22 protein-coding genes and 1 other RNA gene are annotated in these 25,149 nt (G+C 59.8%); 8 read left to right on the top strand and 15 right to left on the bottom strand.

The features are described 5' to 3' along the window. Positions 1-296 precede the first annotated feature (296 nt). Positions 297-662, bottom strand: a transfer-messenger RNA (tmRNA) gene (gene ssrA / locus ABS758_RS09410). Positions 663-781: 119 nt separating this feature from the next. Here ssrA and ABS758_RS09405 point away from each other — a divergent pair. Both ABS758_RS09405 and ABS758_RS09400 read left to right on the top strand, forming a co-directional pair. Beyond that, positions 782-1,450 (top strand): dienelactone hydrolase family protein, encoded by a 669-nt coding sequence (locus ABS758_RS09405; RefSeq protein ID WP_350382040.1) that lies wholly within the window; start codon positions 782-784, stop codon positions 1,448-1,450. 242 nt (positions 1,451-1,692) lie between these two features. Continuing rightward, positions 1,693-2,013, top strand: coding sequence for a virulence factor (locus ABS758_RS09400; RefSeq protein WP_350382041.1), 321 nt, complete (start codon positions 1,693-1,695; stop codon positions 2,011-2,013). A gap of 98 nt (positions 2,014-2,111) precedes the next feature. Here ABS758_RS09400 and ABS758_RS09395 read toward each other — a convergent pair whose 3' ends face one another. Further along, entirely contained in the window at positions 2,112-2,993 is an 882-nt protein-coding gene (locus ABS758_RS09395; RefSeq protein ID WP_350382043.1) for a pirin family protein, read from the bottom strand. Positions 2,994-3,088: 95 nt separating this feature from the next. Here ABS758_RS09395 and ABS758_RS09390 point away from each other — a divergent pair, with 95 nt between their 5' ends. Continuing rightward, positions 3,089-3,994, top strand: coding sequence for a LysR family transcriptional regulator (locus tag ABS758_RS09390; protein ID WP_350382044.1), 906 nt, complete (start codon positions 3,089-3,091; stop codon positions 3,992-3,994). 23 nt (positions 3,995-4,017) lie between these two features. On the opposite strand, the gene lipA is transcribed toward ABS758_RS09390, so the two are convergent. Next, entirely contained in the window at positions 4,018-5,004 is a 987-nt protein-coding gene (gene lipA, locus ABS758_RS09385; protein WP_350382046.1) for a lipoyl synthase, read from the bottom strand. Positions 5,005-5,136: 132 nt separating this feature from the next. Here lipA and ABS758_RS09380 point away from each other — a divergent pair, with 132 nt between their 5' ends. After that, positions 5,137-6,735, top strand: coding sequence for a glycosyltransferase family 39 protein (locus tag ABS758_RS09380; protein WP_350382048.1), 1,599 nt, complete (start codon positions 5,137-5,139; stop codon positions 6,733-6,735). Here ABS758_RS09380 and ABS758_RS09375 read toward each other — a convergent pair. The 11 genes from ABS758_RS09375 to ABS758_RS09325 form a co-directional block, all read right to left on the bottom strand. Further along, positions 6,732-8,882, bottom strand: a complete 2,151-nt coding sequence (locus ABS758_RS09375; protein ID WP_350382049.1) for a putative bifunctional diguanylate cyclase/phosphodiesterase — start codon at positions 8,880-8,882, stop codon at positions 6,732-6,734. The genes ABS758_RS09380 and ABS758_RS09375 overlap by 4 nt on opposite strands. Before the next feature lie 180 nt (positions 8,883-9,062). Further along, positions 9,063-9,710, bottom strand: coding sequence for a GTP cyclohydrolase II (ribA, locus tag ABS758_RS09370; protein ID WP_350382051.1), 648 nt, complete (start codon positions 9,708-9,710; stop codon positions 9,063-9,065). A gap of 116 nt (positions 9,711-9,826) precedes the next feature. Continuing rightward, positions 9,827-10,531 carry an ABC transporter ATP-binding protein gene (locus ABS758_RS09365; RefSeq protein WP_350382053.1) on the bottom strand — a complete coding sequence of 235 codons (705 nt, stop codon included), beginning with the start codon at positions 10,529-10,531 and terminating at the stop codon, positions 9,827-9,829. After that, positions 10,518-12,404, bottom strand: coding sequence for a branched-chain amino acid ABC transporter ATP-binding protein/permease (locus ABS758_RS09360; RefSeq protein WP_350382054.1), 1,887 nt, complete (start codon positions 12,402-12,404; stop codon positions 10,518-10,520). The genes ABS758_RS09365 and ABS758_RS09360 overlap by 14 nt, the downstream gene beginning before the upstream one ends. After that, positions 12,401-13,267: a branched-chain amino acid ABC transporter permease gene (locus tag ABS758_RS09355; RefSeq protein WP_350382056.1), complete on the bottom strand. Its 867-nt coding sequence runs from the start codon at positions 13,265-13,267 to the stop codon at positions 12,401-12,403. Before ABS758_RS09355 ends, ABS758_RS09360 begins: the two co-directional genes overlap by 4 nt. 88 nt (positions 13,268-13,355) lie before the next feature. Beyond that, positions 13,356-14,717, bottom strand: coding sequence for a substrate-binding protein (locus ABS758_RS09350; protein WP_350382058.1), 1,362 nt, complete (start codon positions 14,715-14,717; stop codon positions 13,356-13,358). Positions 14,718-15,146: 429 nt separating this feature from the next. Continuing rightward, positions 15,147-15,575 carry an HIT family protein gene (locus ABS758_RS09345; RefSeq protein ID WP_350382060.1) on the bottom strand — a complete coding sequence of 143 codons (429 nt, stop codon included), beginning with the start codon at positions 15,573-15,575 and terminating at the stop codon, positions 15,147-15,149. A 2-nt stretch (positions 15,576-15,577) separates the two neighbouring features. Next, on the bottom strand, positions 15,578-16,999 hold the full coding sequence (locus tag ABS758_RS09340) for a YdgA family protein (RefSeq protein WP_350382062.1): 1,422 nt from the start codon (positions 16,997-16,999) through the stop codon (positions 15,578-15,580). Then, entirely contained in the window at positions 16,996-17,880 is an 885-nt protein-coding gene (locus ABS758_RS09335) for an NAD(P)-dependent oxidoreductase (RefSeq protein WP_350382064.1), read from the bottom strand. The genes ABS758_RS09340 and ABS758_RS09335 overlap by 4 nt, the downstream gene beginning before the upstream one ends. A gap of 74 nt (positions 17,881-17,954) precedes the next feature. Beyond that, the gene (gene ispH, locus ABS758_RS09330) at positions 17,955-18,929 is read right to left on the bottom strand and encodes a 4-hydroxy-3-methylbut-2-enyl diphosphate reductase (protein ID WP_350382066.1); all 975 of its coding nucleotides are present in this window, start codon (positions 18,927-18,929) and stop codon (positions 17,955-17,957) included. Beyond that, positions 18,929-19,402, bottom strand: a complete 474-nt coding sequence (locus ABS758_RS09325) for an FKBP-type peptidyl-prolyl cis-trans isomerase (RefSeq protein ID WP_350382276.1) — start codon at positions 19,400-19,402, stop codon at positions 18,929-18,931. The genes ispH and ABS758_RS09325 overlap by 1 nt, the downstream gene beginning before the upstream one ends. Before the next feature lie 42 nt (positions 19,403-19,444). Here ABS758_RS09325 and radC point away from each other — a divergent pair, with 42 nt between their 5' ends. From radC to ABS758_RS09305, 4 genes are all read left to right on the top strand, one after another. Next, the gene (radC, locus tag ABS758_RS09320; RefSeq protein ID WP_350382278.1) at positions 19,445-20,122 is read left to right on the top strand and encodes a RadC family protein; all 678 of its coding nucleotides are present in this window, start codon (positions 19,445-19,447) and stop codon (positions 20,120-20,122) included. A gap of 106 nt (positions 20,123-20,228) precedes the next feature. Further along, complete coding sequence (locus ABS758_RS09315) at positions 20,229-20,489, top strand: type B 50S ribosomal protein L31 (RefSeq protein WP_350382280.1); 261 nt, start codon at positions 20,229-20,231, stop codon at positions 20,487-20,489. Positions 20,490-20,617: 128 nt separating this feature from the next. Beyond that, entirely contained in the window at positions 20,618-22,372 is a 1,755-nt protein-coding gene (locus tag ABS758_RS09310) for an ArnT family glycosyltransferase (RefSeq protein WP_350382068.1), read from the top strand. 29 nt (positions 22,373-22,401) lie between these two features. Further along, positions 22,402-23,814 (top strand): MATE family efflux transporter, encoded by a 1,413-nt coding sequence (locus ABS758_RS09305; RefSeq protein WP_350382069.1) that lies wholly within the window; start codon positions 22,402-22,404, stop codon positions 23,812-23,814. Between the two features lie 65 nt (positions 23,815-23,879). Here the strand turns inward: ABS758_RS09305 and ABS758_RS09300 are convergent, their stop codons facing one another. Then, positions 23,880-25,148 (bottom strand): quaternary amine ABC transporter ATP-binding protein, encoded by a 1,269-nt coding sequence (locus tag ABS758_RS09300; RefSeq protein ID WP_350382071.1) that lies wholly within the window; start codon positions 25,146-25,148, stop codon positions 23,880-23,882. Position 25,149: the final 1 nt, after the last annotated feature.

Below are 25,149 nucleotides of genomic sequence, written 5' to 3'. Positions count from 1 at the left end.
TCTTGGCTCAATGCGGCTGGAACGGTGTGATTAACCGTGTCTGATGAATGCCCATCCCCCGATTATGGGGTAGAGCCTCAATGCCGATGTCCCCAGTCGATTCTATCCTAGGCATCCAAGGTTCGGTGGTAGAAGCAGTCAAACGCGCCGACGGTAACTGCGTCTGATGAATGTTGATCCCCCGATTATGGGGTAGAGCCGTAGAGCCGACGTACTTTGCCGAAATTTGGCGCACAAAAAAAAACCCGCAAACCTAGTGGAAATGCGGGTTTCGAGTGGTTTTTGCCTAGGTAATCTGGTGGAGCCGGGGGGAATTGAACCCCCGTCCGCAAGCCCTCTGCAAGTAGCTCTACATACTTAGTTGGCCAATTTTAAAGTTTTAACCTTGGATCATGCCGGACAACAGGCCCTTCCGCAGCGATTCACACTAATTTAAGATCCGGCCCAGTGACCTGACAGAATCCGATTCCCTGAGAATGACGCTGCTATGGGTTTTACCCCATCCGACCCAGGGACAGATCGGTGCAGCGGCTCACCGCTTAAGCGGCCAGAGCGAAACGCTCGTCGTTGGCGTTTGTAGTTTTCCAGTGGATTTACGAGCGAACTGGTGCTCGGTATGCACTATCTTGTTTTGTGACCCACGTCGAAGCCAAATCGGCCCCAGACCCTGTCATTATACTGGCTTTCCCTATAAAACAATACCTTTGCGGCAGATTGCCCGGCTTGCAGTACGATGAAGTCTCCAATCGGCAACATTGCTGCCCTCCACAGGAGCTTTTTCATGGACATTACCCTGACGTCCGCCGACAGTCATGAATTCACCGCCTATATCAATGGCCCCGACACCGCCCGCGTAGGGGTGGTGGTTTTGCCAGAGATCTTTGGCATCAACGCCTATATCCGTTCTGTCGTGGATCGCTATGCGGCCCTGGGCTACCGGGCCATCTGCCCCTCGCTCTTCGACCGCCGCACCACGCCCGAGCGCGGTGTCCAACTGGGCTACAGCCCCGAAGACGTGCAGCGCGGCCTGGGGTATAAAAAATCGATTGCCGACGAAACCGCACAACTGGACATCGAGGCAGCAGCCGATGCGCTAAAGGGCCAGCAGACGCGGCTGCTTACGGGCTATTGCTGGGGGGGGTATCTCTCCTGGCGCATGGCGTGCCTGTCCAGCCACTTTGCTGCGGCCTCTTGCTGGCACGGGGGCGGCATTGTCAAGCACTGCAACGACGTGGCCAAAATCCCGGTGCAAATGCACTTTGGTGGCCAGGATAGCTCCATCCCCTTGTCAGACGTCGAGAAGATCCGTGCGGCACAGCCCAACGTCCAGATCCATATCTACCAAGAGGCCGGGCATTCGTTTGGGCGCGAGGCAACGCCCGCGTACCGCCAAGAGGCCGCTCAACTGGCCTGGGACAGAACCCTTGCGTTTTTCCAACAGCAATCGTGAGGATTTGTGCCTAAACAGGCCAGACAACCCGCTTGTGTAGTCTTTTGAATCCTTTCTTCGCAAGCTGTCGGCATTTAAGCAAGGCCTTTGGGTGACAATCAGCCTTGTGGTTTGCTCGGGTAGTCTATCCAGGCATTTCACTGAGTCGCCCCGATCTGGTTCGCCTGGTTGTTTAATCCCCCAGTCAGCCTGCCAGGCCGGGGTGCCTCCTGAAAGATTTCTGATTACTTGCGAGGTATCACATGAAAAAAGCCTTGATCGCGACGATCCTGTGTATGGGTGGCCTGTTGGCCACCGCGCCGGCAGCCCAGGCAGATGTCGATATTGGTGTCTCGATCGGCATTCCTGGTGTGATCTGGGGCAGCCCCGATTACTACTACCCACCGCGGCCTTACTATCACCGCCCGCGGGTTGTGGTGGTGCCCGAGCCTGTTTATGTACCCGGCCCCGTCTATCGCATGGGTTGGGCAGACCGTGGCTACTACGACCGCCACGAGCGCAGACACTGGAAGAAAAACTGGAAACACAACCGTGGCCATCGCGGCCATGGCTGGGACGACTAACCTGCGCAACAACATCAGGGGGCCAATGGGCCCCCTGATTTCATTACGCTGCCCGGGCAGTAAACTTTGATGTTTGCAAGCCGCGGGCCATTTGACCCTTAAGCAGCAGTGGGTTCGGCCAGCACACCATCACGGTAATCGCGCAGGGCTTGCTCGATTTCCTCTTGGGTATTCATCACAAACGGCCCATATTGCACGATGGGTTCTTTAAGCGGTTTGCCAGCCAGCAACAACACCCGCACCCCATCGGCAGCCCCCGCAACCGGCGCAATCCGGACGACATCGCCCTCGCGGCCGTACCAGACGGTATGGCCTGCCGGCACGATTTTCTGGCCGCCATCAAACTGGCCCTCAAAAACGTACAGCAAGACGTCATGCGTGGCCGGCATGGGAATCTCGACAGACTGCCCGGCCATCACACAGATATCAGCAATCAGTGGCTGCGTAACCGAGGCGCGGCTGCCCTGCCCCGGGCCTTTTAGCGGGCACGTGGCCCAAGGGATGGTACCGGCAATCAGCTTGATGAAACCGCCATCAGGCAAATCGGCCGTGGCCAGCGATTCTGCGGGAATATCCCGATAATGCGCGGGCTGCATTTTTTCGGAAGCCGGCAGATTGAGCCAGATCTGAAAGCCGCGCAGCAAGCCGTTTTCTTGTTGCGGCATTTCTTCGTGGATAATGCCTCGGCCAGCGGTCATCCACTGCACACCACCCGCCTTGAGGTCTCCCTCGTTGCCCATGTGATCGCGGTGACGCATATGGCCATTCACAATGTAGGTGACGGTTTCAAAGCCACGGTGCGGGTGCGCCGGAAACCCTGCGATGTAATCATCCGGATTGTCAGACGAGAACGCATCCAGCATCAAAAATGGATCCATACGGACCTGGTGCTGATAACCCACGGCGCGCAACAGGCGAACCCCGGCACCGTCTTGTGTGGCCTGGGCAGGCAAAATGCGCGTGATGGAACGAGTGCTCATGGAACACCTCCTTGTTTCTCAATGATTTCCATTATGGATAATATAATTAGATTATCCATGGTAAAAAACAAGGTAGTTTTATCTAAAAATTAGATATGCCAGACATTATCCCCTTGGCTTACTGGCAGGCGCTCATCGCGGTGGTGGATCACAACGGCTACGCACAAGCCGCCGAGGCCCTGGGCAAAAGCCAATCAGCCGTCAGTTACGCCATCCAGCGGCTGGAAGACCATCTGGGCTTGCGCCTGTTCAGCCTACGGGGCCGGCGGGCAGTACCCACGCCCTCGGGCCAGATCCTGTTGCAGCGGGCCCGTGTATTGGTAGAACACGCCCAGGGGCTGGATTCTGCCGGACGTCAGCTGGCTGCGGGGCGCGAGCCCTTGCTGCGTGTGGCCATCGACGCCATATGCCCGGATTGGCTACTCTTGGCAGCCCTGGTGCAATTCAGCAAAGACTGCCAGGCCACCCGCGTTGAAATCCAGGAAACCGTGCTCAGTGGCACCGATGAAGCCTTGCTGCGACGCGAGGCAGACCTGGTCATCACGTCCCGCATCCCGCAAGGGTTTAGCGGCGAGCCCTTGTTGCAGGTACGGTTTGTGGCGGTTGCCGCCCCCGATCATCCGCTGCACGCACTGGGGCGGCCGCTGCAATGGGCCGACCTGCGCCAACATCGGCAGCTGGTGGTACGGGATTCAGGTACGCGAAGAGAAAGCTCTGGATGGCTGGATGCCGAACAGCGCTGGACATTCAGCGAGCCGGTCACATCCATCAGGGCTGCGTGCGCCGGTCTGGGTTTTGCGTGGTACGCAGAACAGCGCATCCGCGATGAGCTTAAAGATGGCCGCCTGCGTGTCTTGCCGCTGCAAGAAGGCCGCTACCGCTACGCCATGCTGTTTCGGGTGTTTGCGCGGCCAGACTTCATTGGCCCCGCCTGCCAAGAGCTGGCAGACGCGCTGGATGAGCAGATTCGGGTGGCCGGCCTGGGGCCCAGCAGCCCATAGGCTGGCGGGCCACCCGCGCCGGCTTAAAGGCCGACGTTTTCTTTTTGCAACACTTGCTCGGCCCGATAGCTGGACCGAACCAAGGCACCCGAGACCACCTCACGAAAGCCCTTGGCCAGGCCAAGATCGCGATAGGCACGGAATTGCTCGGGAGTAACAAAGCGGCGCACGGGCAAGTGATTGGACGTGGGCCGCATGTATTGGCCAAATGTCAGGATATCCACGTTGGCTGCCCGGATGTCGTCCATGGCCTGTTCGATTTCTTCGTCGGTTTCACCGAGACCCAGCATCATGCTGGTTTTGGTGAGCGTATGCGGCGCGTACTGCTTGGCGTAGGCCAGCACATCCAGCGTTTGCCGGTAACCAGCACGCACATCGCGCACCACGTGGGTCAGGCGTTCGACGGTTTCGATATTTTGCGCAAAGGTGATCAGGCCGGCATCCAGAATTGTTTCGATGGCGCTTTTTTGCCCCTGGAAATCGGGGGTCAGGGCCTCGACGGCGGTTTCGGGCGAGCGCTGATGAATAGCCCGGATACAGGCGGCATAATGCCCGGCGCCACCATCCAGCAAATCATCGCGGTCTACCGATGTCAACACCACGTATTTCAGTTGCATCAGCGCCACAGCATCGGCCACGCTATTTGGCTCGTTATTATCCAGCCAGCCATGCGGGTTGCCTGTGCTGACTGCACAAAACTTGCAAGCCCGGGTGCACACCGACCCCATCAGCATTAGCGTAGCGGTACCCCGCCCCCAGCACTCGGCAATATTGGGGCACTTGGATTCTGCGCACACCGTATTCAGCTTGTGCGTTTGCACAATGTCGCGAATCTCTTGGTAACGCTTGCCTGCAGGCACCCGCACACGCAACCAGGCGGGCTTGGGGGCAGAGTCTGGGATCTCGGTAAGCTCGCTGGGCCGCATGCCGTCTTTAACGGCGCGGGTGCCCTGCGGGCTGACAAATTTGGAGCCCGAACGGGCGCGGATAATGGGGACTTCAGTCGTCATGGGTAAAAACCTGCACAAAATGAAGAAAATAGGTGCGCGTCAGCCCCGGCGCGCGCCTGCGGCGATAGTACCATGTGCCACCCGCGGGGTTCTGCTTTCCTGATGCCTGGGGGGCTCGGTATACTGGCGGCCATGCAGCCACCGCGTCCCCCCAAGATCCCGCTTTTAGCCCGCCCACCAGGCACAGCCCTGGTGATTATTTGTCTGTTGGGCATGGTGGCGCTCTGGACCACCCTGTGCGCAATCAGCCACTCTGCGCCGGATCTCGATGGCATGGAAGAACTGGTGTGGGCGGCCAGCCTGGAGCTTGGCTATATCAAGCACCCACCGCTGCCCTCCTGGCTGATGTACTTCGCCACACAGGTGTTTGGGCGTCCGGCATGGCTGCCGTTTTTGATGGGGCAGATTTTTTCGGCACTGGGCCTGTGGTTTGTCTGGAAACTGGCGCGCGAATTCACCACCGCCCGCAAAGCGCTGATGACCGTTCTGCTGGTATCCGTCACGGCTTACTTCTCGCTGCGCGGCACAATCTACAACCACAACACGGCCCAGTTGTGGTCGATCACAGCATCCATCTGGCTGTTTTATCGAGCCGTGCGCAAGCAGCAGCTGCGCGACTGGATCCTCTTGGGCGTGGTCAGCGGCCTGGCGATGCTAACCAAATACAGTGCCCTGATCCAGTTTGCAGCGTTTTTCCTGTACCTGCTGCGTAGCGGTGCCTGGCGTGCACGCCACACCTGGCTGGGTGTGGGCGCGGCTACCCTCAGCTTTCTGTGCGTGCTCAGCCCGCATCTGGTCTGGCTGGCCCAGCACCACTTCGAGCCGCTGCTGTATGCCGACCACTCTCTGGAGGCCGGCGGCCGCTGGGCCGCCTGGATGGATCTGCTGTCGTTTTCGCTGGATCAGGCAGGCCGACTGGCGCCCATGCTGCTGGTGCTGATCGCCTGGGTGTTCTGGCGACGCCGCCGCGCAGACCGCGCACCCGGCTACCCGGCCAACGATGAGTACTTCGAACCAGACACCCGCGCCACCACCCGATACTGGCACGCGCTGTCGGTACCCGACCGCCAGTTTCTGCTGTGGGTGGGGCTGGCACCCTTTATATCCACCGTGACGATTTCTGCACTGCTGGGCTCACGGCTGGAGGCCTCCTGGGCCAGCACGTTTTTTGTGCTGTTTGGGTTTTTTGGCATGGGCTATCTACGCGGACCAGAAGGCGTGCAGATGCGCCGCGTGCTGATCTTGGTGGTTGGCCTGCATATTGTGATGGCACTGGGTTATGCCGCGGCCAGGGGCCCGCTGGCCACCGCCATGGGCAAGGCGGCGCGATCCACCTATCCCGGGCCCGCCCTGGCAGCCTTGGCCATACAACACTGGCAAGCCCATCAACCTGGGCGCCCCTTGCGGGTAGTGGTTTCCAACACCTGGCTGGGGGGCAATATTGCCATCCATACAGGCACCAATACCCAGGTATACATTGATGCCAGCGACGAGCACTCGCCCTGGTTTGCCCCCGGTACCGCCCTGCAGTGCGGGGCGCTGGTGGCTTTCAGTGCAGCGGGCCGGGCGGCCCCTGCTCCGGCCGTGCAGGCCCTTTATGATGCCGCACCCTGGAAGGGCACGGATAATGTGCAGTGGTCTGGCCCCAAAGGCCGGGTGATCGACCTGCATTGGGCGGTGCTACCTGCCACCCCCGACTGCCTGCGCGGCGCGGCTGTGCCACGCAGCTAGGCAACACCATCCCTAAATGGCCGGGTATCCACGCCCGTTTTCAAAAGAGCCTGAAACGTATGGGCCGGCATGGGCCGCGCAAACAGATACCCCTGGCCAAAATCGCAGCCCACATCGCTTAGCAATTGATATTGGGGGATGGTTTCGATGCCTTCTGCCACCACCCGCAAGCCCAGGCGGTGCGCCAACAAAATGATGGCCTCGCACAGGGCAAGATCGGCGCTTCCCGGGCGCAGATTGGCCACGAAGGATTGGTCGATCTTGAGAAAATCAATATCAAACTTGCGCAGATAAGACAGCGACGAATAGCCGGTGCCAAAATCATCCAGGGCAACCCGCACGCCCGCCTGACGAAACGCCGAGAGCTGCTGGCGGATGCGATCATCGTCCGAATCCATCAGCAGGCCTTCGGTGATTTCGATGATGACATGCTCTGAGGCCAAGCCCAGGGTATTGAGGTGCGCCTGCCAAAAACCCAGATCGAGGCCCTCGTGGCGCAACTGCGCCGGCGAAATATTGACGCTGATCTGGATATCCGACTGAAACTCCTGGCGCCACTCGGCGGCCTGGCGCGTGGCCTCGCAAAAGACCCAGTCGCCCAGTGCGCGGATGATGCCGGTTTCTTCGGCCAGCGGGATGAACTCGGCCGGTGACACCAGGCCACGCACCGGATGATGCCAGCGCAGCAGGGTTTCAGCCTTGGCCACCTGGCCCGTGCTCAGATCCACAATGGGCTGGTAGTGCAAGGAGAACTGGTTTTGATCCAGCGCCAGATGGAGGTCGTTGACCAGACGCATGCGGGTTTGCGCACGCTCTTGCATGGAAGCCGTGAAATACCGGCTGCGGTTGCGGCCATCGGCCTTGGCCGAGTACATCGCCTGGTCGGCGTTGTTCAGCAAGGTTTCTGCGTCAGTGGCGTCATCCGGGAAAAACGTCACACCGATACTGGTGGAGATAAAGACGGTTTCGACACCCAGCCGGAAGGGCTCGGCCAGATCCGCCAGGATCGAGCGCGTCAGGCGCTCGATATCACGCGGTTCGCGTACATCATCCAGCAACACAGTGAACTCGTCTCCGCCCAGGCGGGCCACAGTATCGCTTTGACGTACGCAAGCGCTTAGCCGGCGCGCGGCTTCTTTTAGGAGCTCATCACCCATGGCATGGCCCAGGGTGTCGTTGATCTCTTTGAAGCGGTCGAGATCAAGAAACAGCAGGCCAATGCGCCCGTTGGCCCGGCGCGCCTTGCGGATGCTTTGCTCAAGGCGATCATGAAACATCTGCCGATTAGGCAGATCGGTGAGGCGGTCGAAGTTGGCCTGCTTCCAGATCATGGCCTCGGCCTGCTTGATCTCGGCAATGTTCGAGAAGATCATCACGCGGCGGTGGGGCTCGCCTTCGGGGCCAAACGAAGTATTGATGCTGAGCCACTCGGGGTAGAGCTCGCCATTGGCGTGCTGGCCCCAGTGCTCGCCCTGCCAACTGCCGGTTTCCATCACAGTGCGCCACATGGCACTGTAAAACTCGCGATCGTGGCAGGGAGAATTAAGACAGCGCACATGCCGGCCGATGACATCGGACTCAGCACGCCCGCGCAGGCTGACAAACGCAGGATTGACATCCAGGATGATGCCTTTGGGGTCGAGCACCAGCATGCCCTCGCTGGTGTTACGGTACACCAGCGATGCGAGCTCGGCCTGGCGCTCGATTTCGTTTGAGCCACCCGTTTTGCGGGTGCGCAACACGTAAAGGTGGCTGCGCCCCGATGATGAAGGGATATGCGTAACGGCACCGGTAAGCGGCAACGCCCGAGACTGACGATGCCGGCCCTTGCCCCGCCACAACATGGTTTGCCGTGCAGGTTCTTGGTCGAGGCGAGACTTGATCAGCCCGACCTCCGGCATCAAGGTTTGCACCGGCGCGCCCAGCGCCGCACCATGCCGATAGCCAAACAGGCGCTCGGCGCTGCGGTTCATGTAGATGATGCGGTCGTGGGTATCGGTTGCCAGACACGCATCCTGAAAATAATCGCCCAGGCGCAGCAAGGCAAGGATATGGGAGCGGTCGGAGGAGTCGAAGGAGAGTGGCAAGGCCTGCAATGCAGATGCCGGCCCATCAGGAAAGCGAGTGAAATGAGGAGTGGAGACCATCACACGGGATCGGTGGTGTATAGCGTAGGGGGCATGTGACGGCACCTGAAAATCTGCATCACCCAATCTTTTAACACGCAACCTCAATCGCGGATATCCGTAATATCCATAGGCATTTGCATGCGCCCGCCATATCCCGGTCAATCCCGATCAGCGTGCAGCCAACCGCCGCTTTTGTGGCTAGGGCGCCTCGCCGAAATACTCTTTAAATTGATGGCCCAGCTTGCGCGCCTTGGTGCGAAGATACTGCTCGTTATACGGGTTGCGGTTCACCTGCAGCGGGATGTGCTCGGCAATCTCAAAACCGAGGTCTGCCAGCACACGCTCTTTGCGGGGGTTGTTGGTCATCAGCCGCACGCTGTGCACACCAAAGTGCGCCAGCATTGGGCGGCAAAGATCGTAGCGGCGCATGTCCGCCGGAAACCCCAGGCGCTCGTTGGCTTCTACCGTATCTGCGCCTTCGTCCTGCAGATGATAGGCACGGATCTTGTTAAGCAAGCCGATGCCCCGGCCCTCTTGGCGCAGATACATCAAAATGCCGCGGCCTTCTTCGGCAATGCGCTGCAAGGCGGCTTCCAGTTGGGCACCACAATCGCATCGCTGGCTGAACAAGGCATCACCCGTCAGGCACTCGGAGTGAATCCGCGCCAACACCGGGGCATCGGTGCTCAGATCGCCCAGCGTCAGCGCCACGTGTTCTTTACCACTGGCGGGTTCGACAAAGGCGTGAATCTGAAAAACGGCCCACGGCATGGGCAACTGACTGGAGGCGACATATTGCAGCAGATCATCATCTGCGCCCGAGCTGACACCCGAAGAACTGGACATGGACTGAAAACACAAGTGGACTGAAACGGGCTATAGATTAACACCCCGACACAGTCTGAAAAAAAGGGCCTCACAAACGTGAGACCCCCCAAACCGCCCAGCAGGCCCTGCAAGAATCAGGCTTTGACCCCGAGATAACGCTCGATGATCTCACCGTTTTCATGCAGGTCTTTGGGCGTGCCCTCGTACACTATATGACCATTGTTGACAATATAGGCGCGGTCGGCCAGCGACAGCGCCGCACGGACGTTTTGCTCGACAATCACGATGGTTTGCCCGGCATCGGCCATCTGCCGGCACACGTGCATGAGATCGCGCACGATCAGCGGCGCCAGACCTTCGAAAGGTTCGTCGAGCAAGATGATGTCCGCGTTGCGGATCATCGCCCGGGCGATGGCCAGCATCTGCTGCTCACCGCCCGAAAGCTGCTTGCCACGATTGCGTTTGCGCTCGGCCAGACGCGGGAACGTGGCGTAGATTTCATCCAGGCTGCGGGGCTTGTCGGCCGTCATGGCCGCCAGCTGCAGGTTCTCGTTAACCGTAATCGAGCCAAAGACGCGGCGTTCTTCGGGCACCAGTTGAATACCCAGGGCTGCACGACCAAATGGCGGCAGGTGCTGGATCTCAACCCCATTATGGCGGATCGCCCCGGATTTGACGGTAACCATCCCCATGAGGGATTTCAGCGTGGTGCTCTTGCCGGCACCGTTACGCCCCAGCAGCGCCACGACCTCGTGCTGTTCGATGCGCATGGAGACATCGAACAGGATGTGGGAATCCCCGTAAAAACTGTTGATTTTGTCGACTTCAAGCAGACTCATCGTCCATCCCTCCGAGATAAGCCGCCTGGACCGACGGGTCGTGGCGGATTTCATCCGGCGTGCCCTCGGCCAGCTTGCGGCCTTCGTACAGCACCGTAATACGTTCAGCCAGTTCAAACATGGCGTCCATATCGTGTTCCACAATCACCATGCTGCGGCCCTGACGGATCGATTTCAGCAAGGACACCACCAGCACACGCTCTTCGGGCCCAAGGCCGGCCAAGGGCTCGTCAAACAGCAGGACATTGGCCCCGGTGGCCAGTGCCAGGCCGATTTCAAGGCGGCGTTTCTCGCCGTAGGCCATGTCGGACACCATGGTATCGGCATGGGCGGTGAGGTCTACCATGGCGATGGCGGCATTGACCTGAGAATCCAGGCGATCAGAGTGCAGACCACTGAGCAGATCGGCACGATACCGGCCACGCAACCGCGCCAGCACGGGGACCATCATGTTCTGGCGCACGGTGAGGTGCTCGAACAACTGATTGATCTGGTAGGACTTGCTCATGCCCAGCTGGCACACAGAGGTGACGCCAATGCCGGTGATTTCCTGGCCACGGAAGAACACCTTGCCGGACGTGGTGGGCAGCTCGCCCGCCAGCATTGCAAAGAAGGTGGACTTGCCGGCACCGTTGGGGCCGATCACGCCATGAAGCTCGCCATCCCGCAAGGTGAAATCGATATCCGAGTTGGCCTTGAGCCCACCGTAATGCTTGCTGATGCCGCGTGCTTCGAGCACTGGCGCACCAGGACGGGTGCTGGCCAAAGGCGGTACGATATCCAGTGTGTTGGCCACTCGCTGGCTGGCGTTGTCGTCGAGATCCGAGGGCAGGCTTTGGCGGCGATGGCGGAAAAAATCGATAATGCCACCGGCCACGCCACGGCGAAACACGGTAACCAGCACCACAAACACCACACCCAGGATGAGTTTCCAGTAAGGCCCCAGGCTACCTACTTGCTGCAAGCCTTCGTAGAGGTACAGCCAGATGGTGGCGCCCAGCAACGGCCCCAGCAGCGTACCTGCCCCGCCCATCACCGTCTGGATGACCAGTTGTGCAGAGGTATCCAGCGAGAAGGCGTCGGGTGGCATATACGACTGAAACACACCCAGCAAACCACCTGCCAGACCGCCATACGCCGCTGCCACGATAAACACGATGAGCTTGTAGGACTGGATGGAGTGGCCCAGGGCGGTGGCCCGCTTGGGATTGCCCTGGATGGCCTTGAGCACCGCGCCAAACGGCGAGCGCACAATGCGCCGGGCAATGAGATACCCGATGAAGAAGATCACCGCCACAAACCAGTACATGGGCCAGCCACTGGAGATGTGAAGATTGATGAAACCCAGGGAAAGCTCGGGAGGCGGCACACCCGCAATACCGTTTTCACCGCCAGTGAAGTCTTTAAACGAGGAGTTCTCAAGAAAGTAGAACATCTCGCCAAAGGCCAGGGTACTCATGGCAAAGTAGATGCCGGTACGACGCAAGGTGAGGTAGCCGATGATGAGCCCCGCCACCGATGCGGCGATGGTGCCCAGCAGCAGCGCCACCAGCATATTGGGCACAATGCCGTCAGTAAGCAGATAGGCCGTGACAAAACCGCCCGTCCCGTAAAACGCTGCCTGGCCAAAGGACAGCAAGCCCGTATAGCCAAACAGCAGATCAAAACCAAGCCCAAACAGGCCCCAGATGAGAATCCGGGTGAGCAGATCAGGGCTCATGCCAATAAGGGGTAACACAAAGGGAGCGGCAATCAGGCCCAGCCCGACCAGCATTTCCGGAAGCTGTCTGCGCACGATATGACCTCCTGGTGCGCCGGCTGGCTTGCTGCCCACGCCGGCGTCATCGACTGTACTTGTGTGAACCGAGCTCATTCCCGACCCTCCTGACCCATCAAGCCTTGCGGGCGGAAAATCAGCACCAGCGCCATGGCGATAAACAGCATGACGTCTGAATATTGCGGATTGATCATCGCTGTGAGGCTGAGGATTTCACCAGCGATAATCCCGCCGATCACGGCTCCGGGGAAAGAACCCACCCCGCCAATCACCACCACCACGAAGGACTCAACCAGATACCGGAAGCCCATGTCGGGGGTAAGTGCCACGATGGGCGAATTGATGACTCCGGCAAAACCGGCTGCCATGGCACCCAGGCCAAACACCAGCAAGAAAGTGCGCTTGATGTTGATGCCCAAGGCATTGACCATCTGTGCATCTTCGATCCCTGCGCGCACGATCAGCCCGAGGCTGGTGCGATACAGCACCAGGTACAGCACCAACAGAGTGGCTGCTGCAATGCCGAGGGTTTGAAGCCGGTACAGCGGGTAAATAAGCGTGCCGATATGGGCAATGCCCTGCCCCCAGGACGGTGGCGTAATCGAGAGGCTGACACCGCCGTAGAGGCCGCGCACGATTTCGACCAGCACAATGCTGATGCCAAACGTGACCAGAATCTGGTCTTCGGGCGGACGGCTGTAAAACTTGCGCATCAGCCCGCGTTCCATGATCAGGCCACAGGCCAGTGCGACAGCAGAACCCCCGGCAACCGCCAGCACGAAAGAATCAGTTAAACCATAAACCGTATATCCCGCATATCCACCCACGACAAACAGCGCACCGTGAGCAAAGTTAATGACACCGAGCGTGCCGTAGATAATCGTCAGGCCGGTACTGATAAGCGCCAATAACAGGCCGGTGGCCAGCCCGTTAAACAACTGCGAAAGAAATAAAGACATGCTCGGCATCGAGTTGCCTCCTGTGAGAACCCCGAATCAGTAACCAGCCATTGCCCACCTGTGCAGGGCAATGGCCGGAAACCTGGTTTTAGACGTAATCGCCCATCTTGCAACCCAGCAAACCGACCTTAGGCAAGACATCCTTGCCCTGGACGACCTGAACGACTTCGAAGAAGTCTTCGGGGCTCTTCATGTCTGCGGGTTTTTTGCCGCGCAGGATGGGGAAGTTGACGATGCCCTGGTGATCTTCCGCACGGAAGGTAACCTTGCCAACCGGGCTGTCACGCAGCTCGCCGGCCTCGAGGGCCTTGACCACATCCACCGGGTAGAAACTCTTGGCGCGCTCGACGGCATCGGCCCACAACACCAAAGCCAGATAGGCGTACATGGCCGAATCGCGTGGCTTGCTGTTGAATTTCTTCTCGTAGGCGTCGACGAAATCCTTGGCAACCGGATTGTCGTCTTGCATCGTCCACCAGAAGCCCTGGGCCGCGTACACACCTTGCATGACATCGGCGCCAACTTCTTTTTCGAGGTAGGCCGACATATAAGGCACCACGATTTTCATTTTTTCGAGCAGGCCAAACTGCTTGGCTTGCTTGATGGCGTTGGCGGCATCTGCACCATAGGCCACCACCACCAGCACATTGGCGTCGGTGTTGGCGATGTTGATCAGGTACGAGCTGTAATCCTTGGCGCCCAACGGGTGCACCTGGTTGGTGACGGTTTTCCAGCCTTCCTTCTCGGTGAATTCTTTCATCGATTGGGTAGTGGTGTGACCATAGGTGTAGTCGGGGGTGAGGTAGGCAGCCTTGCGGTCTTTGCCGAGCTCTTTGGCCACCACGGGGGCAATGGCCTTGCAAGCCATGTAGGCAAAGTAGCACAGGCGGAAACCGTAGCGCTGGCAATCGACGCCGGTGGTTTCGTTGGAGCCCGAAATGGCGGTGAAGTACGGCGTGTGCTCGCGGTTGCACACTTTTTGCAGCGCGATGGCCACGGCGCTGCTGGTGCTGCCGGCAATCATCATGGCCTTGTTGTCATGGATGAAGCGGGTGGCTGCTTGCACGCCGGTATTGGGTTTGGTTTCGGCATCGGCCGAGCCCAGCACCAGTTTTTTGCCCATGATGCCCTTTTTGATCAGGGGCGAGATTTTCTGTACCTGAGGCGCACCCGCGTTGATTTGCTCGGCGGCAAGCTCGTAGCCGTTTTTCTGTTCAGCTCCCTGTGCAGAATACGGACCGGTGAGGTCGACCGTGAGGCCGACAAAGACGGAGTCGCCCTCGACACCAGCAGGCCATGCACCCAGAGGTTTCTGTTCTGCGGCCATTGCAACCCGTGCGGCGCCGGGCATCAGCATGCCACCGGCAACGCCTGCGGCACCAGCTTTAAGCACGGAGCGACGTTTGACCTGCGATTGCATGGCTTGACCCAAGATGTTTTTGTCTTTCATTGCTTTGTCTCCTGAATTTGAGTGGCCCCGGGTGTCGGTGACGCCCGGCAGAGTTACTGCATTTCAGTAAATAACCCGCGATTTTTTTGGATATGAAAACAGCTTTATTTTTATGTCGAAGCAGAGAAACGAACCGCAAGACTTCTGCGTGATGCTATTAAGTGGTTTGAAACTTACGCAAAACTTACGCTTGCTCGCATCTCTGGATAAGGCCCGCAGATCTCTTTTTGCTGCATACCTGAATCATTGCTGGGAGGGTGTTCTAATCCTTTGTTTTATTGCGTTTTTTATTATTGGAGATAATGCTGCAATGCAATAAATAAGGGTTAATGCCTAAGGGAAATCATTAGTCCGGTATTTACCCTGAAAACCAGCAAGCAGCAAAAAAAAGGAGGCCTGAGCCTCCGGTATGCTTGTTACCTAAAACAATTATTTTGATGCAGGTAACCCCTGCACCGGCAGATGAATCCGGGCGGCATATTCACGCAATACATCCAGGCCGGGATCCTTGCGTGGCCACACCAGGCCCACCCCATCGTTCTCGTAGCGCGGCAAGACGTGCATGTGGGCGTGAGGCACCGTCTGCCACCCTGCAGGCCGGTTTGCCTGCAAAAGGGTGAGGCCCTCTGGTTGAAAGGCCTCTTGCACCGCATGGGCCACGCGCCAGGCCAGACGCATCAGACCCGCAGCCGTATCCTCATCCATATCCAGCAAGGTGGGATACGGATGGCAGGGCGCCACCAGTACATGGCCCGGGTTCAGCTGCCCGGCGTCCATGAATGCAAAGAAGGTGTCATCCCGATAAACGATAGCAGCCGGTATTTCGCCAGCCAGAATGCGGGTAAAAACAGTGTCCATGCTTACTCTCCCAATGCCGCCGATAAACGGCCGGATAGTTCAGGGGGGGTCATTTCACGATCGTTGATGGTTACCACACCATCGGCATAAGAAATATCCACTTGCAGCTGTCCGTCTTGCTCGCGCAGCAGCTCGGCACGCCGCAGACGGCCACTATAGCGATCGAACAGCATGCCAATCAGTGCAACCGCCATATCGCCGTCAGAGCTGCTGGCTTGCGTATCGCGCAAAATCTGCATCAGCATGGGCCTGGAGACACCCGCGTGTGCCGAGACACGGGCAATGGCCGATTCAATCGTGCGGCCCAGGTCGGGGTCGGCGTCCTGGGGCACCGGCCGAAACTGTGCCACTGCCTTGAAGTCGGTCTGGCCTTTGTCGGTTTTCCAGGTGACTGCATCCAGGGCCAGGCGGGGAGATGCCGCCAGCACAGGCAGCAAGGCCTCGCGCACCTGCTGTTCTTGCTGGGGCGTCAGCGGCGCGCCATCATCGTCCTGAGCTTGCTGCTGCGCCAGTAAGGCCATCAGGGCTTGCACTGCCTCGACATTTAATTGCTGTGCCGACGCCTGCAACTGCAAGGTGCCAAGATTCTGCTTGCCGGCGGACAATTGCTCGACGTCATAGCGCACCCGGCCATCAAGCAAACTGCCCGTACGGGCAAGGTCCAGCAACATGGCAGGCTGATGCAATAAAAGATCCGGCGCCCCCTCCTGCTGGATGCGCACCTGGCTTGCCTGGAGGGTTTGGTGCGATTGCATGTCGGTTTCACCACTCAGGGTAGTCAGCCCCTGGAAATGCAGATCTTCAAAGTGCAGCAACCCGCTGTCATCCTGAATTTTCAGGGATTGGGCCTCTGCGGTGACAGTGGTTTGACGCTGCTTGGGCGTGTAATCGGCGCGCAGCACACCGCCACTGAAATCCAGCGCAAGCTCGCCGATGGTTTTAACCGGTTGCAGTGTCCAGACACCGCTGGCCTGCCCTTGGAACCCTACTTGCACAGTAGCCTGCCAGGGCACCTGATGATCAGCCACTACATCAAACCAGGGCTGCCAGGCACCGTCGGGCAAGGGCTGCAGATGGCTATAGGCTGCCAACGGTTGCCAGATGCCGTTTTTCAGTGCCTCCAGGGGCCAGGGGCCATGTTGAAGTGCCTGTTCTACAGCCAGCGACTGCGCCTGGCCATCCTGATCGGTAAATTTAAAAATGTAGCGGGCTTGTGACGAAAAAACGCCCCGCTGATAGTCAGCAACCTGCAGTTCGGGTGGGGTTTCAGGTGCCGTCCACTGCCGCTGGATGTCCTGATTGGTTTGATCAACCCAGGAAACGATGGACTGTTGGGCAATCTGGCCGGCATACCAGGATGCGCCCATGTATCCCAGAACAACAATGCCTCCAAGCGCCAGCGTTACCTTCAAACCTCGATTCATGCAGAGTCTCCCGTGTTGGACTGCATATCGTACAGACGAATCAGTTGGGACGCATCGGCCGCACCCAGCCCCTGCCGGCTGGCCATGCGCCAGGCCTGCCCCACGGCAGATACCACCGGCATGGCAGTGCCCTGCGCCTGGGCAAGTGCCGCCACCGTATTGAGGTCTTTAACCAGGGTGTCCAGGCTGGCTTGCGGCGCCGGTGGGGGTTGGGTCATGCGTGGCACAAAAATCTGCAGCAGGGTGGAATCGGCCCAACCACCCTGGAGTGCCTCGGACAGACGGGAAGCATCCACTCCGGCCTCGCGGGCCAGGGCAATGGCTTCGGCGATTGCCGCCAATGTGGTGGTGACGATGGCCTGATTGCACAACTTGCTGACCTGCCCTGCGCCCACCGGCCCCATATGGGTGACGCGATGTGCGTAGGCTGACAACACCGGTTTGAGGTGATCACATAGTTGCACCGGGCCACCAGCCATCACGGCAAGTGTGCCGGCTGCCGCACCACCGGTGCCGCCCGATACCGGCGCATCCAGCCACTGGGCCCCATTGGCCGCTTGCAGGCGCTGGGCAAAAAGCCGGGTAGCGTCTGGCGGGATCGAAGAATGATCAACAATCGCAGCCAAATGGGCAGACTGCGCCAGGCCGGCTTGGCCAAACACCACAGCCTCGACGGCAGCGGCATCAAACAGGCACAGGGCCACGTATTCACAGGCATCGGCCAGCGCCTGTGGCGTGGGGCACACGATGGCGCCTTCGGCAGCCAGCGTTTGGGCCGGGCCGGGCGAGCGGTTCCAGACATGCACCTGGTGGCCTGCCTGCAAAAGGCGCCGCACCATGGGTACGCCCATTCGGCCCAGGCCGCAAAATCCGATTTTCATGGGGAGTCTCCTGCTGAAATCTGTACGGACGGGCCGGCCTTGCCTGCCTTGGCTGTTACCCGGATATCTGCTGCTCAGGCAGAGTGCTTGCGCGAGAGTTCTCGGGGTAGCGGAAAGGACACTTGCTCGCGGATACCATCGAGTGGCCGCACCGAGCGCACGCCGAGTTCGCGCAGGCGACCAAGCACCTGCTGCACAAGTGCCTCGGGTGCCGAGGCACCGGCCGTGACGCCCACACGACGCGCATCCCGCAGCCACTCGGGCTGGATCATATCGGGCGAATCCAGCAAGTACGCCGTCACCCCTTTGCGCTCTGCAACTTCGCGCAAGCGATTGGAGTTGGAACTGTTGGGGCTGCCCACCACCAGCACCAGATCGCACTGCGGCGCCATGACGCGCACGGCATCCTGGCGATTTTGCGTGGCATAGCAGATATCGCCCTTTTTGGGCTCGGTGATCCCCGGAAACCGCGTGCGCAGGGCATTCGCCACCTGCGCAGCGTCGTCGATGGACAAGGTGGTTTGGGTGACAAACGCCAGATGTTGGGGATTGCGCACCTGCAAGGCCTGAACGTCCTCGATGGTTTCAACCAGGTACATGCCCTCGTCGGCCTGACCCAGGGTGCCTTCGACCTCGGGGTGCCCCCTGTGGCCGATCATGATGACCTCGCGGCCTTCTTTACGCATGCGGGCGACTTCGACGTGCACTTTGGTAACCAGCGGGCATGTGGCATCAAAAATGCGTTGGCCGCGATCCTGGGCCTCGGTGCGCACGGCACGGGAAACCCCGTGTGCCGAAAAAATAACGATTGCCCCGGTCGGTGCGTCTTCGAGCTCGTCGATAAACACCGCCCCCTTGGCACGGAGGTCTTCGACCACGTAACGGTTATGCACGATCTCGTGGCGCACGTAAATGGGCGCACCGTGAATCTCGAGCGCCCGCTCGACGATGTCAATGGCACGGTCGACACCGGCACAAAACCCGCGAGGCTGTGCCAGCACAACCTCGGGAGCAGCCTCCAGGGCAAGTTTGTCGGTGGAATCAGACATCACAAAACCCCCAAAATACGAACCTCAACCTGCAAGTCGACGCCCGCCAGCGGATGGTTGAAATCAAACAGGGCCGAATCGCCCTCTAATGTTTTGAGCACCCCGGAGTATCGCCCGCCATTGGGCGCGACGAACTCGATGAGATCACCGGCCTCGAAGACGGTGTCGGGCGGTGCATTACGAACCATTTCATCGTGGGAAATCCAGCGCAGGAGTTCGGGATTTCGCTCGCCGTAGGCCTGTGCCGCAGGCACATCCTGGGTAAAGTGCGCGCCCTCGGGCTGGCCGATCAGGATGGCTTCGAGCCCAGGCGCCCACTGCCCCATCCCCATCTGCAGGGTGGCGGGGCGATCCAGGAAGGTATCCGCAAAAGCGGTGCCGGCCGCAGGCCCCGAAAGCGGCTCGATACGATAGTGCAGCGTGACATAAGAGTCTGCATGAACATGTGCCACGTCGTTGGAAGAGGTCAAAATGGATCACCCAATAAATCAAACTTTGATAGTTTAAGGTCAATGATGCCACAAGACAGCCAATCCCCCTGCAACGAGCGTCCGCGCGAACGCCTGTTGCGGCACGGTGTACAGTCCCTGACTTCCCCGGAGCTGCTGGCAGTCTTGCTGCGCACCGGCACACGCGGACGGTCGGCGGTCAGCATGGCCCATGACCTGATCGAGCACTTCGGCGGGCTGCGCCGTCTGCTGTCGGCAGAAACAACTGCCCTGCTAGCTTTTCCCGGCCTGGGGGCTGCCAAGACCTGCGAGCTTCTGGCGGTACAGGAGCTTGGGCGCAGGGCGCTGGAAGAGCCTCTGCGCAACGGCCGGGCACTTAATCAGCCCAACCAGGTAAAGCAATTTTGTGCGATGCGCCTGGCCCACCTGAGGATCGAGCATTGCATCGGCCTGTTTCTGGACACGCAACTGCGCCTGATCGACTGCGTTGAAGTGGCCAAAGGCACGCTGTCGCACGCCTCGGTGTACCCTCGTGAACTCGTCAAATCCGCCCTGCAGCACCATGCGGCCGCCCTGATCATTGCGCATAACCATCCCTCAGGCCTGTCCGAACCCAGCCCGGCCGATATCGCCCTGACGCGCCAGCTCAAGCAGGCACTGGCCCTGGTGGACGTACGCCTGCTTGACCACCTGGTGGTGGGGGCCACAGATGTTGTCTCTTTGGCGGAACGCGGGCAACTATAAAACAATGGTAGAATGCAAGGCTAAACCTTGGATACGTTGCCAGGATCTTGATGTGAGCGATCACATCCGTCTGGCTGGCGACCCCACCACACTTACGGATATCACCATGAAAGAAGGCATCCACCCCGAATACCGCGAGGTTGCGTTTCTGGACCAGCAAACGGGTAACACGTTTATTTCCCGTTCGTCCTTGAACTCCCGCGAAACCACCGAAATCGACGGCAAGACGTACCCGCTGTTCAAGTGCGACGTCACCTCCGAATCGCACCCCTTTTACACGGGCGCACAAACGCGTATCGTCGAAACCGGCCGCGTCGAGAAATTCCGCGCCCGTTTTGCCCGTACTGCTGGCACGGTTAAAAAATAACCCGTCCACGCATCGGCCTGTACGGCGGCGCACACTATGTGCATCTCCGTACAATGCCACAAAGGCAGCCGTCTGGCTGCCTTTTTCATTTAACATGAGCCTCATGCTCCAACCTTCTGGCTGACCCCGTGCGCACCGACCCACCGCAATCCACGCCTGCCCGGCTGACGGCCACCGCAGCCGCAAAATTGCCCCGGCTCATTCTGGTGTCGGTGGGGCTGATTTACATTTTGGCCGGCCTGTTTTACCGTGATCCCTGGAAAACCGACGACGTCACGGGCCTGGCGACAATGCTCACCGCGCTGTCAGGACAAGCACACGCCTGGCTGCTGCCTCAGGTGGGGCACCTGGCACAGGCACAAGACGGGCCATTGGTTACCTGGGTGGGCGCTACGTTTATTGCGCTCTTGCGCCCTTTGCTAGAAATCTTTTTTACCCCGCTCAACGCCGCGATCATCGCCTCGCGCCTGCCCAATATTCTCTGGTTTGCCATTCTTGCCAGCTCCATCTGGTATGGCACCTATCTGCTGGGACGCAGGCGCGAAGCACAGCCGTTGGCCCTGCCCTTTGGTGGCGAGCCCAACGAGCGCGATTATGGCCGGATGCTGGCCGATGCGGCGCTGCTGCTGATTGTGGCCACGGTCGGCATCATCTGGCGCATGCACGAGACCTCCGAGGTGCCCGCCGTCATTGCCTGCCAGGCCCTCGCCTTCTACGCAGTCGCCCGCATGCTCGATCATCCTGTTTCCGGAGCCATCACCCTGGGGGTGGCGATCGGTGCCGGATTTTTGGCCCGCGGCTGGCTGGGCAGCCTGCCACTGATGCTGGCCACGGTTTTTATCCTGCTGCCCGGCGGCCCTCTGGCACATATTAAAAAATGGCTGTTTGTCAGCGCCCTGATTGCAGGCAGCCTGATCCTGCTTTGGTGGATTCCGGCCCGCACGTTTGGCCCCTATTGGACAAGCAGCTGGCTGATCTGGTCTGAAGACGCCTTCAGTTGGCCCAGCGCCCGGGCCTGGCTCAACATTGCCCGCGATCTGCCCTGGTTTTTATGGCCCACCTGGCCGTTGGCCCTGCTGGCCCTTTGGCGCTGGCGCGACTGGTTTGCCGCACCACACATGCGCATTCCCCTAAGCTTTGCCCTGGGCGCCTTGCTGGTGTTGCTGGCCAGCAGCGACCCCTTCGAGCCCGAATACAGCACACTGGCCGTGCCCAGCGCCGTCCTGGCTGCCTTTGCACTACCTACGCTGCGCCGTGGCGTCGTCAACACCCTCGATTGGTTTGCCATGATGTGCTTTTCACTCACGGCAGCCACGGTGTGGCTGGGCTGGATTGCCCTGCAAAGCGGCTGGCCGGCACAGATCTCCGCCAATATTGCACGCCAGACAGCCGGCATCCATATTCACGTCGCCTGGCCGGCTACCGCCATCGCCATACTGGGCACGCTGGGCTGGATTGCACTGGTGCGCTGGCGCCTGCGCAACCATCCGGCCGGCCTGTGGCGCGGGACAGTCTTGTCTGCAGGTGGCTTGCTCACCACCTGGCTGCTGCTGGCCACCCTCTGGATGCCTGCCCTCGATTACGTGCGCAGCTACCGCGGGGTCTCTGCATCCCTGGCCCACGCCCTGGAACAATCCCGCGAGCCTGGCGAATGCATTCGTACACAGGGCCTGGGCAGCGGTCAACGGGCATCCTTTTTGGTCTTTAACCAGATCGAATTCACCTTTGACGGCGAATGCCCCCTGCTGTTGCAACAACTGGATATCGACTCCGGCGAGGCCGACCAACCTTCGCCTGCCGGTCACCATATCCTGTGGCAAGGGCGTCGTGGCCCAGACCGCCACGAGATGTTCCGGCTAGTGCGGATTACACCAGCCCCCTGACACTCCCCAGCCCGGACACCCCTGCCCCCATGGCTTCTGCCTCTGTTGCCCGCCCGGCGCCCTGGCGCACGATTGCCCAGCAATCCTGGCCCATTCTGATCAGCGCCTGGGCCGGCATCATTTTTGCGGTGCTGGACACCGCCATGGTGGGACACACCGACGCCATCGATCTGCAAGCGATGGCCTTGGGCGCATCCATCTACATCACCGTATTTATTGGCCTGATGGGCGTGGTGCACGCCCTGATCCCCATCATTGCCCAGCATTTTGGTGCCGGACGGTTGCCCCAAGCGGGTGCCGCCTGGGGCCAAGGCGTCTGGCTGGCCCTGGCATTATCAGTGCTGGGCAGTGCCACACTGATGTTTCCGGATATCTGGCTGTCGCTCTCAGGCAACATCGAACCTGCTGTCAGAGAGCGGGTAGCGGGCTATCTGATGGCCCTGGCAGCCGCACTGCCGGCCGCCTTGCTGTTTCGCACTATCTACGCCATGGCCACTGCCATCTCGCACACGCGCGGGGTGATGATCATCAACCTGGGCAGCATCGTCTTCAAGCTGGGCTTCAACCTCTGGTTTATTTTTGGTGGCCTGGGTGTCGCACCACTGGGCGCGGTGGGCGCAGGCCTCTCTACCTTGGTGGTCAGCTGGATGATGCTGGCTGCCGGGTTCTGGATGATCCGGCACCAGCCAGCATTTCACCAGTTGCTGCTGCGCGTCAGCCGGCCTCGATGGCTGGACCAAAAAGAACTGCTGCGCCTGGGCCTGCCCATGGGAGGCTCTTATTTGATAGAGGTGTGTGCCTTCAGTTTCATGGCGCTACTGGTGGCGCGCGACGGCATCTATGCCAGTGGCGCCCAGCAGATCCTGGCCAATCTGATCGCGCTGTGCTACATGCTGCCCATGTCACTCAGCCTTGCCACGGCCTCACTGACCGCACAGGCAGTGGGCGCGCATCAACTGGCCACTGCCCGGCAAACCGGCCTGCACGGCGTTGGGCTGGTGCTGGCCGGCGCCCTGATCACCAACCTGCTGCTGATCGTGGCGCAAAAGCCAATTGTGTATGCCTATACCAGCGACACCCAGGTGGCGCTGATTGCCCTGACGCTGTTGCAAATTGCGCCGTGGTTTCACTTTTGTGATGCCATGCACTGCATCAGCGCCTACATTTTGCGGGCATACAAAATTGCCATGGTGCCGCTGATCTTGCAAATCACGGCACTGACCGGCTTGGGCCTGATTGGCGGCTGGTGGCTGGGCTATGGGCCCCAGGCCGGTGCCCTGGCACCGGTGGCTGCCTGGTTTATGCCGGGCGCCCCGGTGGGCACCGCCACCATGTGGATCATGGCCATGGCAGGCTTGGCACTGACCGCCCTATTGCTGTTTGGCTGGTACGGCCACGTGCTGCGTCAGCAGCGCCGCCGTGCAGGTATCAAACCAACGTAAACCCCGGCTTGATACTCGCCAGACGGGGTCTTGCCGACCCCAGCCTATCAACAGGGCAGCGGCTGTCAGGCCGCCGGACGTCGGGCCGACTCGGCCTCTGGCAGAGTGTTGGCCGGTACATCCGCCAACACCGCATCACTGCTCTCGCTCGCATCCGTGCCAGGCCCCGGGGTAACCAGCTCGACCACCTTGCTGCGTGACAGCACGCCGATGAATTCCCCCGCGTCGTCGGTGACGGCCACAGGCGCAGGCGTTTGCAGCAACTGCGCCAGCACCTGATCCAGGCCCGCCGAAGCGGGCACAGAAGCCATATCACTGATGTAGCGTCCGATATCCCGGGCGTTTTCAGACACCGCACGTTGCGCATCTGCCCGCATCAACACTCCGGCCAGGCGCTTGCCATCCAGCACGGCAGCGTATTCGTAATCCCGTGCCTTCAGACGCTCGAGGGCGTGATCCGGCTTGCTGCGCATGGTGAGCGTCAGGGGGCGCTCGTTGCAAGCGTGCGACGCATTGAGTACCTTGCCACGATTGACATCTTGCAGAAAAGACTCGATGTAATCATTGGCCGGAGACAGCAGAATGTCTTCGGGGGTGCCTTCCTGGATAAGCTCGCCATCTTTGAGGATGGCGATGCGGTTGCCCAGCCGCAGGGCTTCGTCGAGATCGTGCGTGATAAACACAATGGTTTTATTCAGCCGGGCCTGCAAGGCCAGCAATTGATCCTGCATCTCGTGGCGGATCAGAGGATCCAGTGCCGAGAACGCCTCATCCATCAACAGGATTTCGGCATCCGTGGCCAGCGCACGCGCCAGGCCCACCCGTTGCTGCATCCCGCCCGATAGCTGGTGAGGGTATTGTGCCTCAAACCCGCTCAGCCCCACTTGCTCGAGCCAATGGGCAGCACGCTGATTACGCTGCGAACGGCTTACGCCTTGCACGGCCAGCCCGTAGGCGGCGTTATCCAGCACCGTGCGATGCGGCATCAAGCCGAAACGCTGAAACACCATGCTCATTTTTTGCTGGCGAAAGCGCTCGAGCTCTTTGGGCTTAAGGCCAACCACATCCACCCCATCCACCAGGATCTGACCCGCACTGGGTTCAATCAGGCGGTTGAAATGCCGGATGAGCGTGGATTTACCCGAGCCGGACAAACCCATGATCACGTGGATATCACCCTCTTTGATGGACAGGCTGATATCACGCAGGCCCAGGGTGTGGCCGCTGCGCTCGAGCAAGGCCTCTTTGGAAAGACCTTCACGGGCCGCTGGCAGCCAGCGATCTGGATGGGACCCAAAAATCTTGTAAATATTGCGGACTTCGATCTTGCTCATA

Origin of the sequence: Castellaniella sp. FW104-7C03, assembly GCF_040276085.1 — a bacterium.
Classification (GTDB): Bacteria; Pseudomonadota; Gammaproteobacteria; order Burkholderiales; family Burkholderiaceae_B; genus Castellaniella.
The sequence above is the reverse complement of the archived record's forward strand: the minus strand, read 5'-3'. Positions and strand labels throughout refer to the sequence as shown.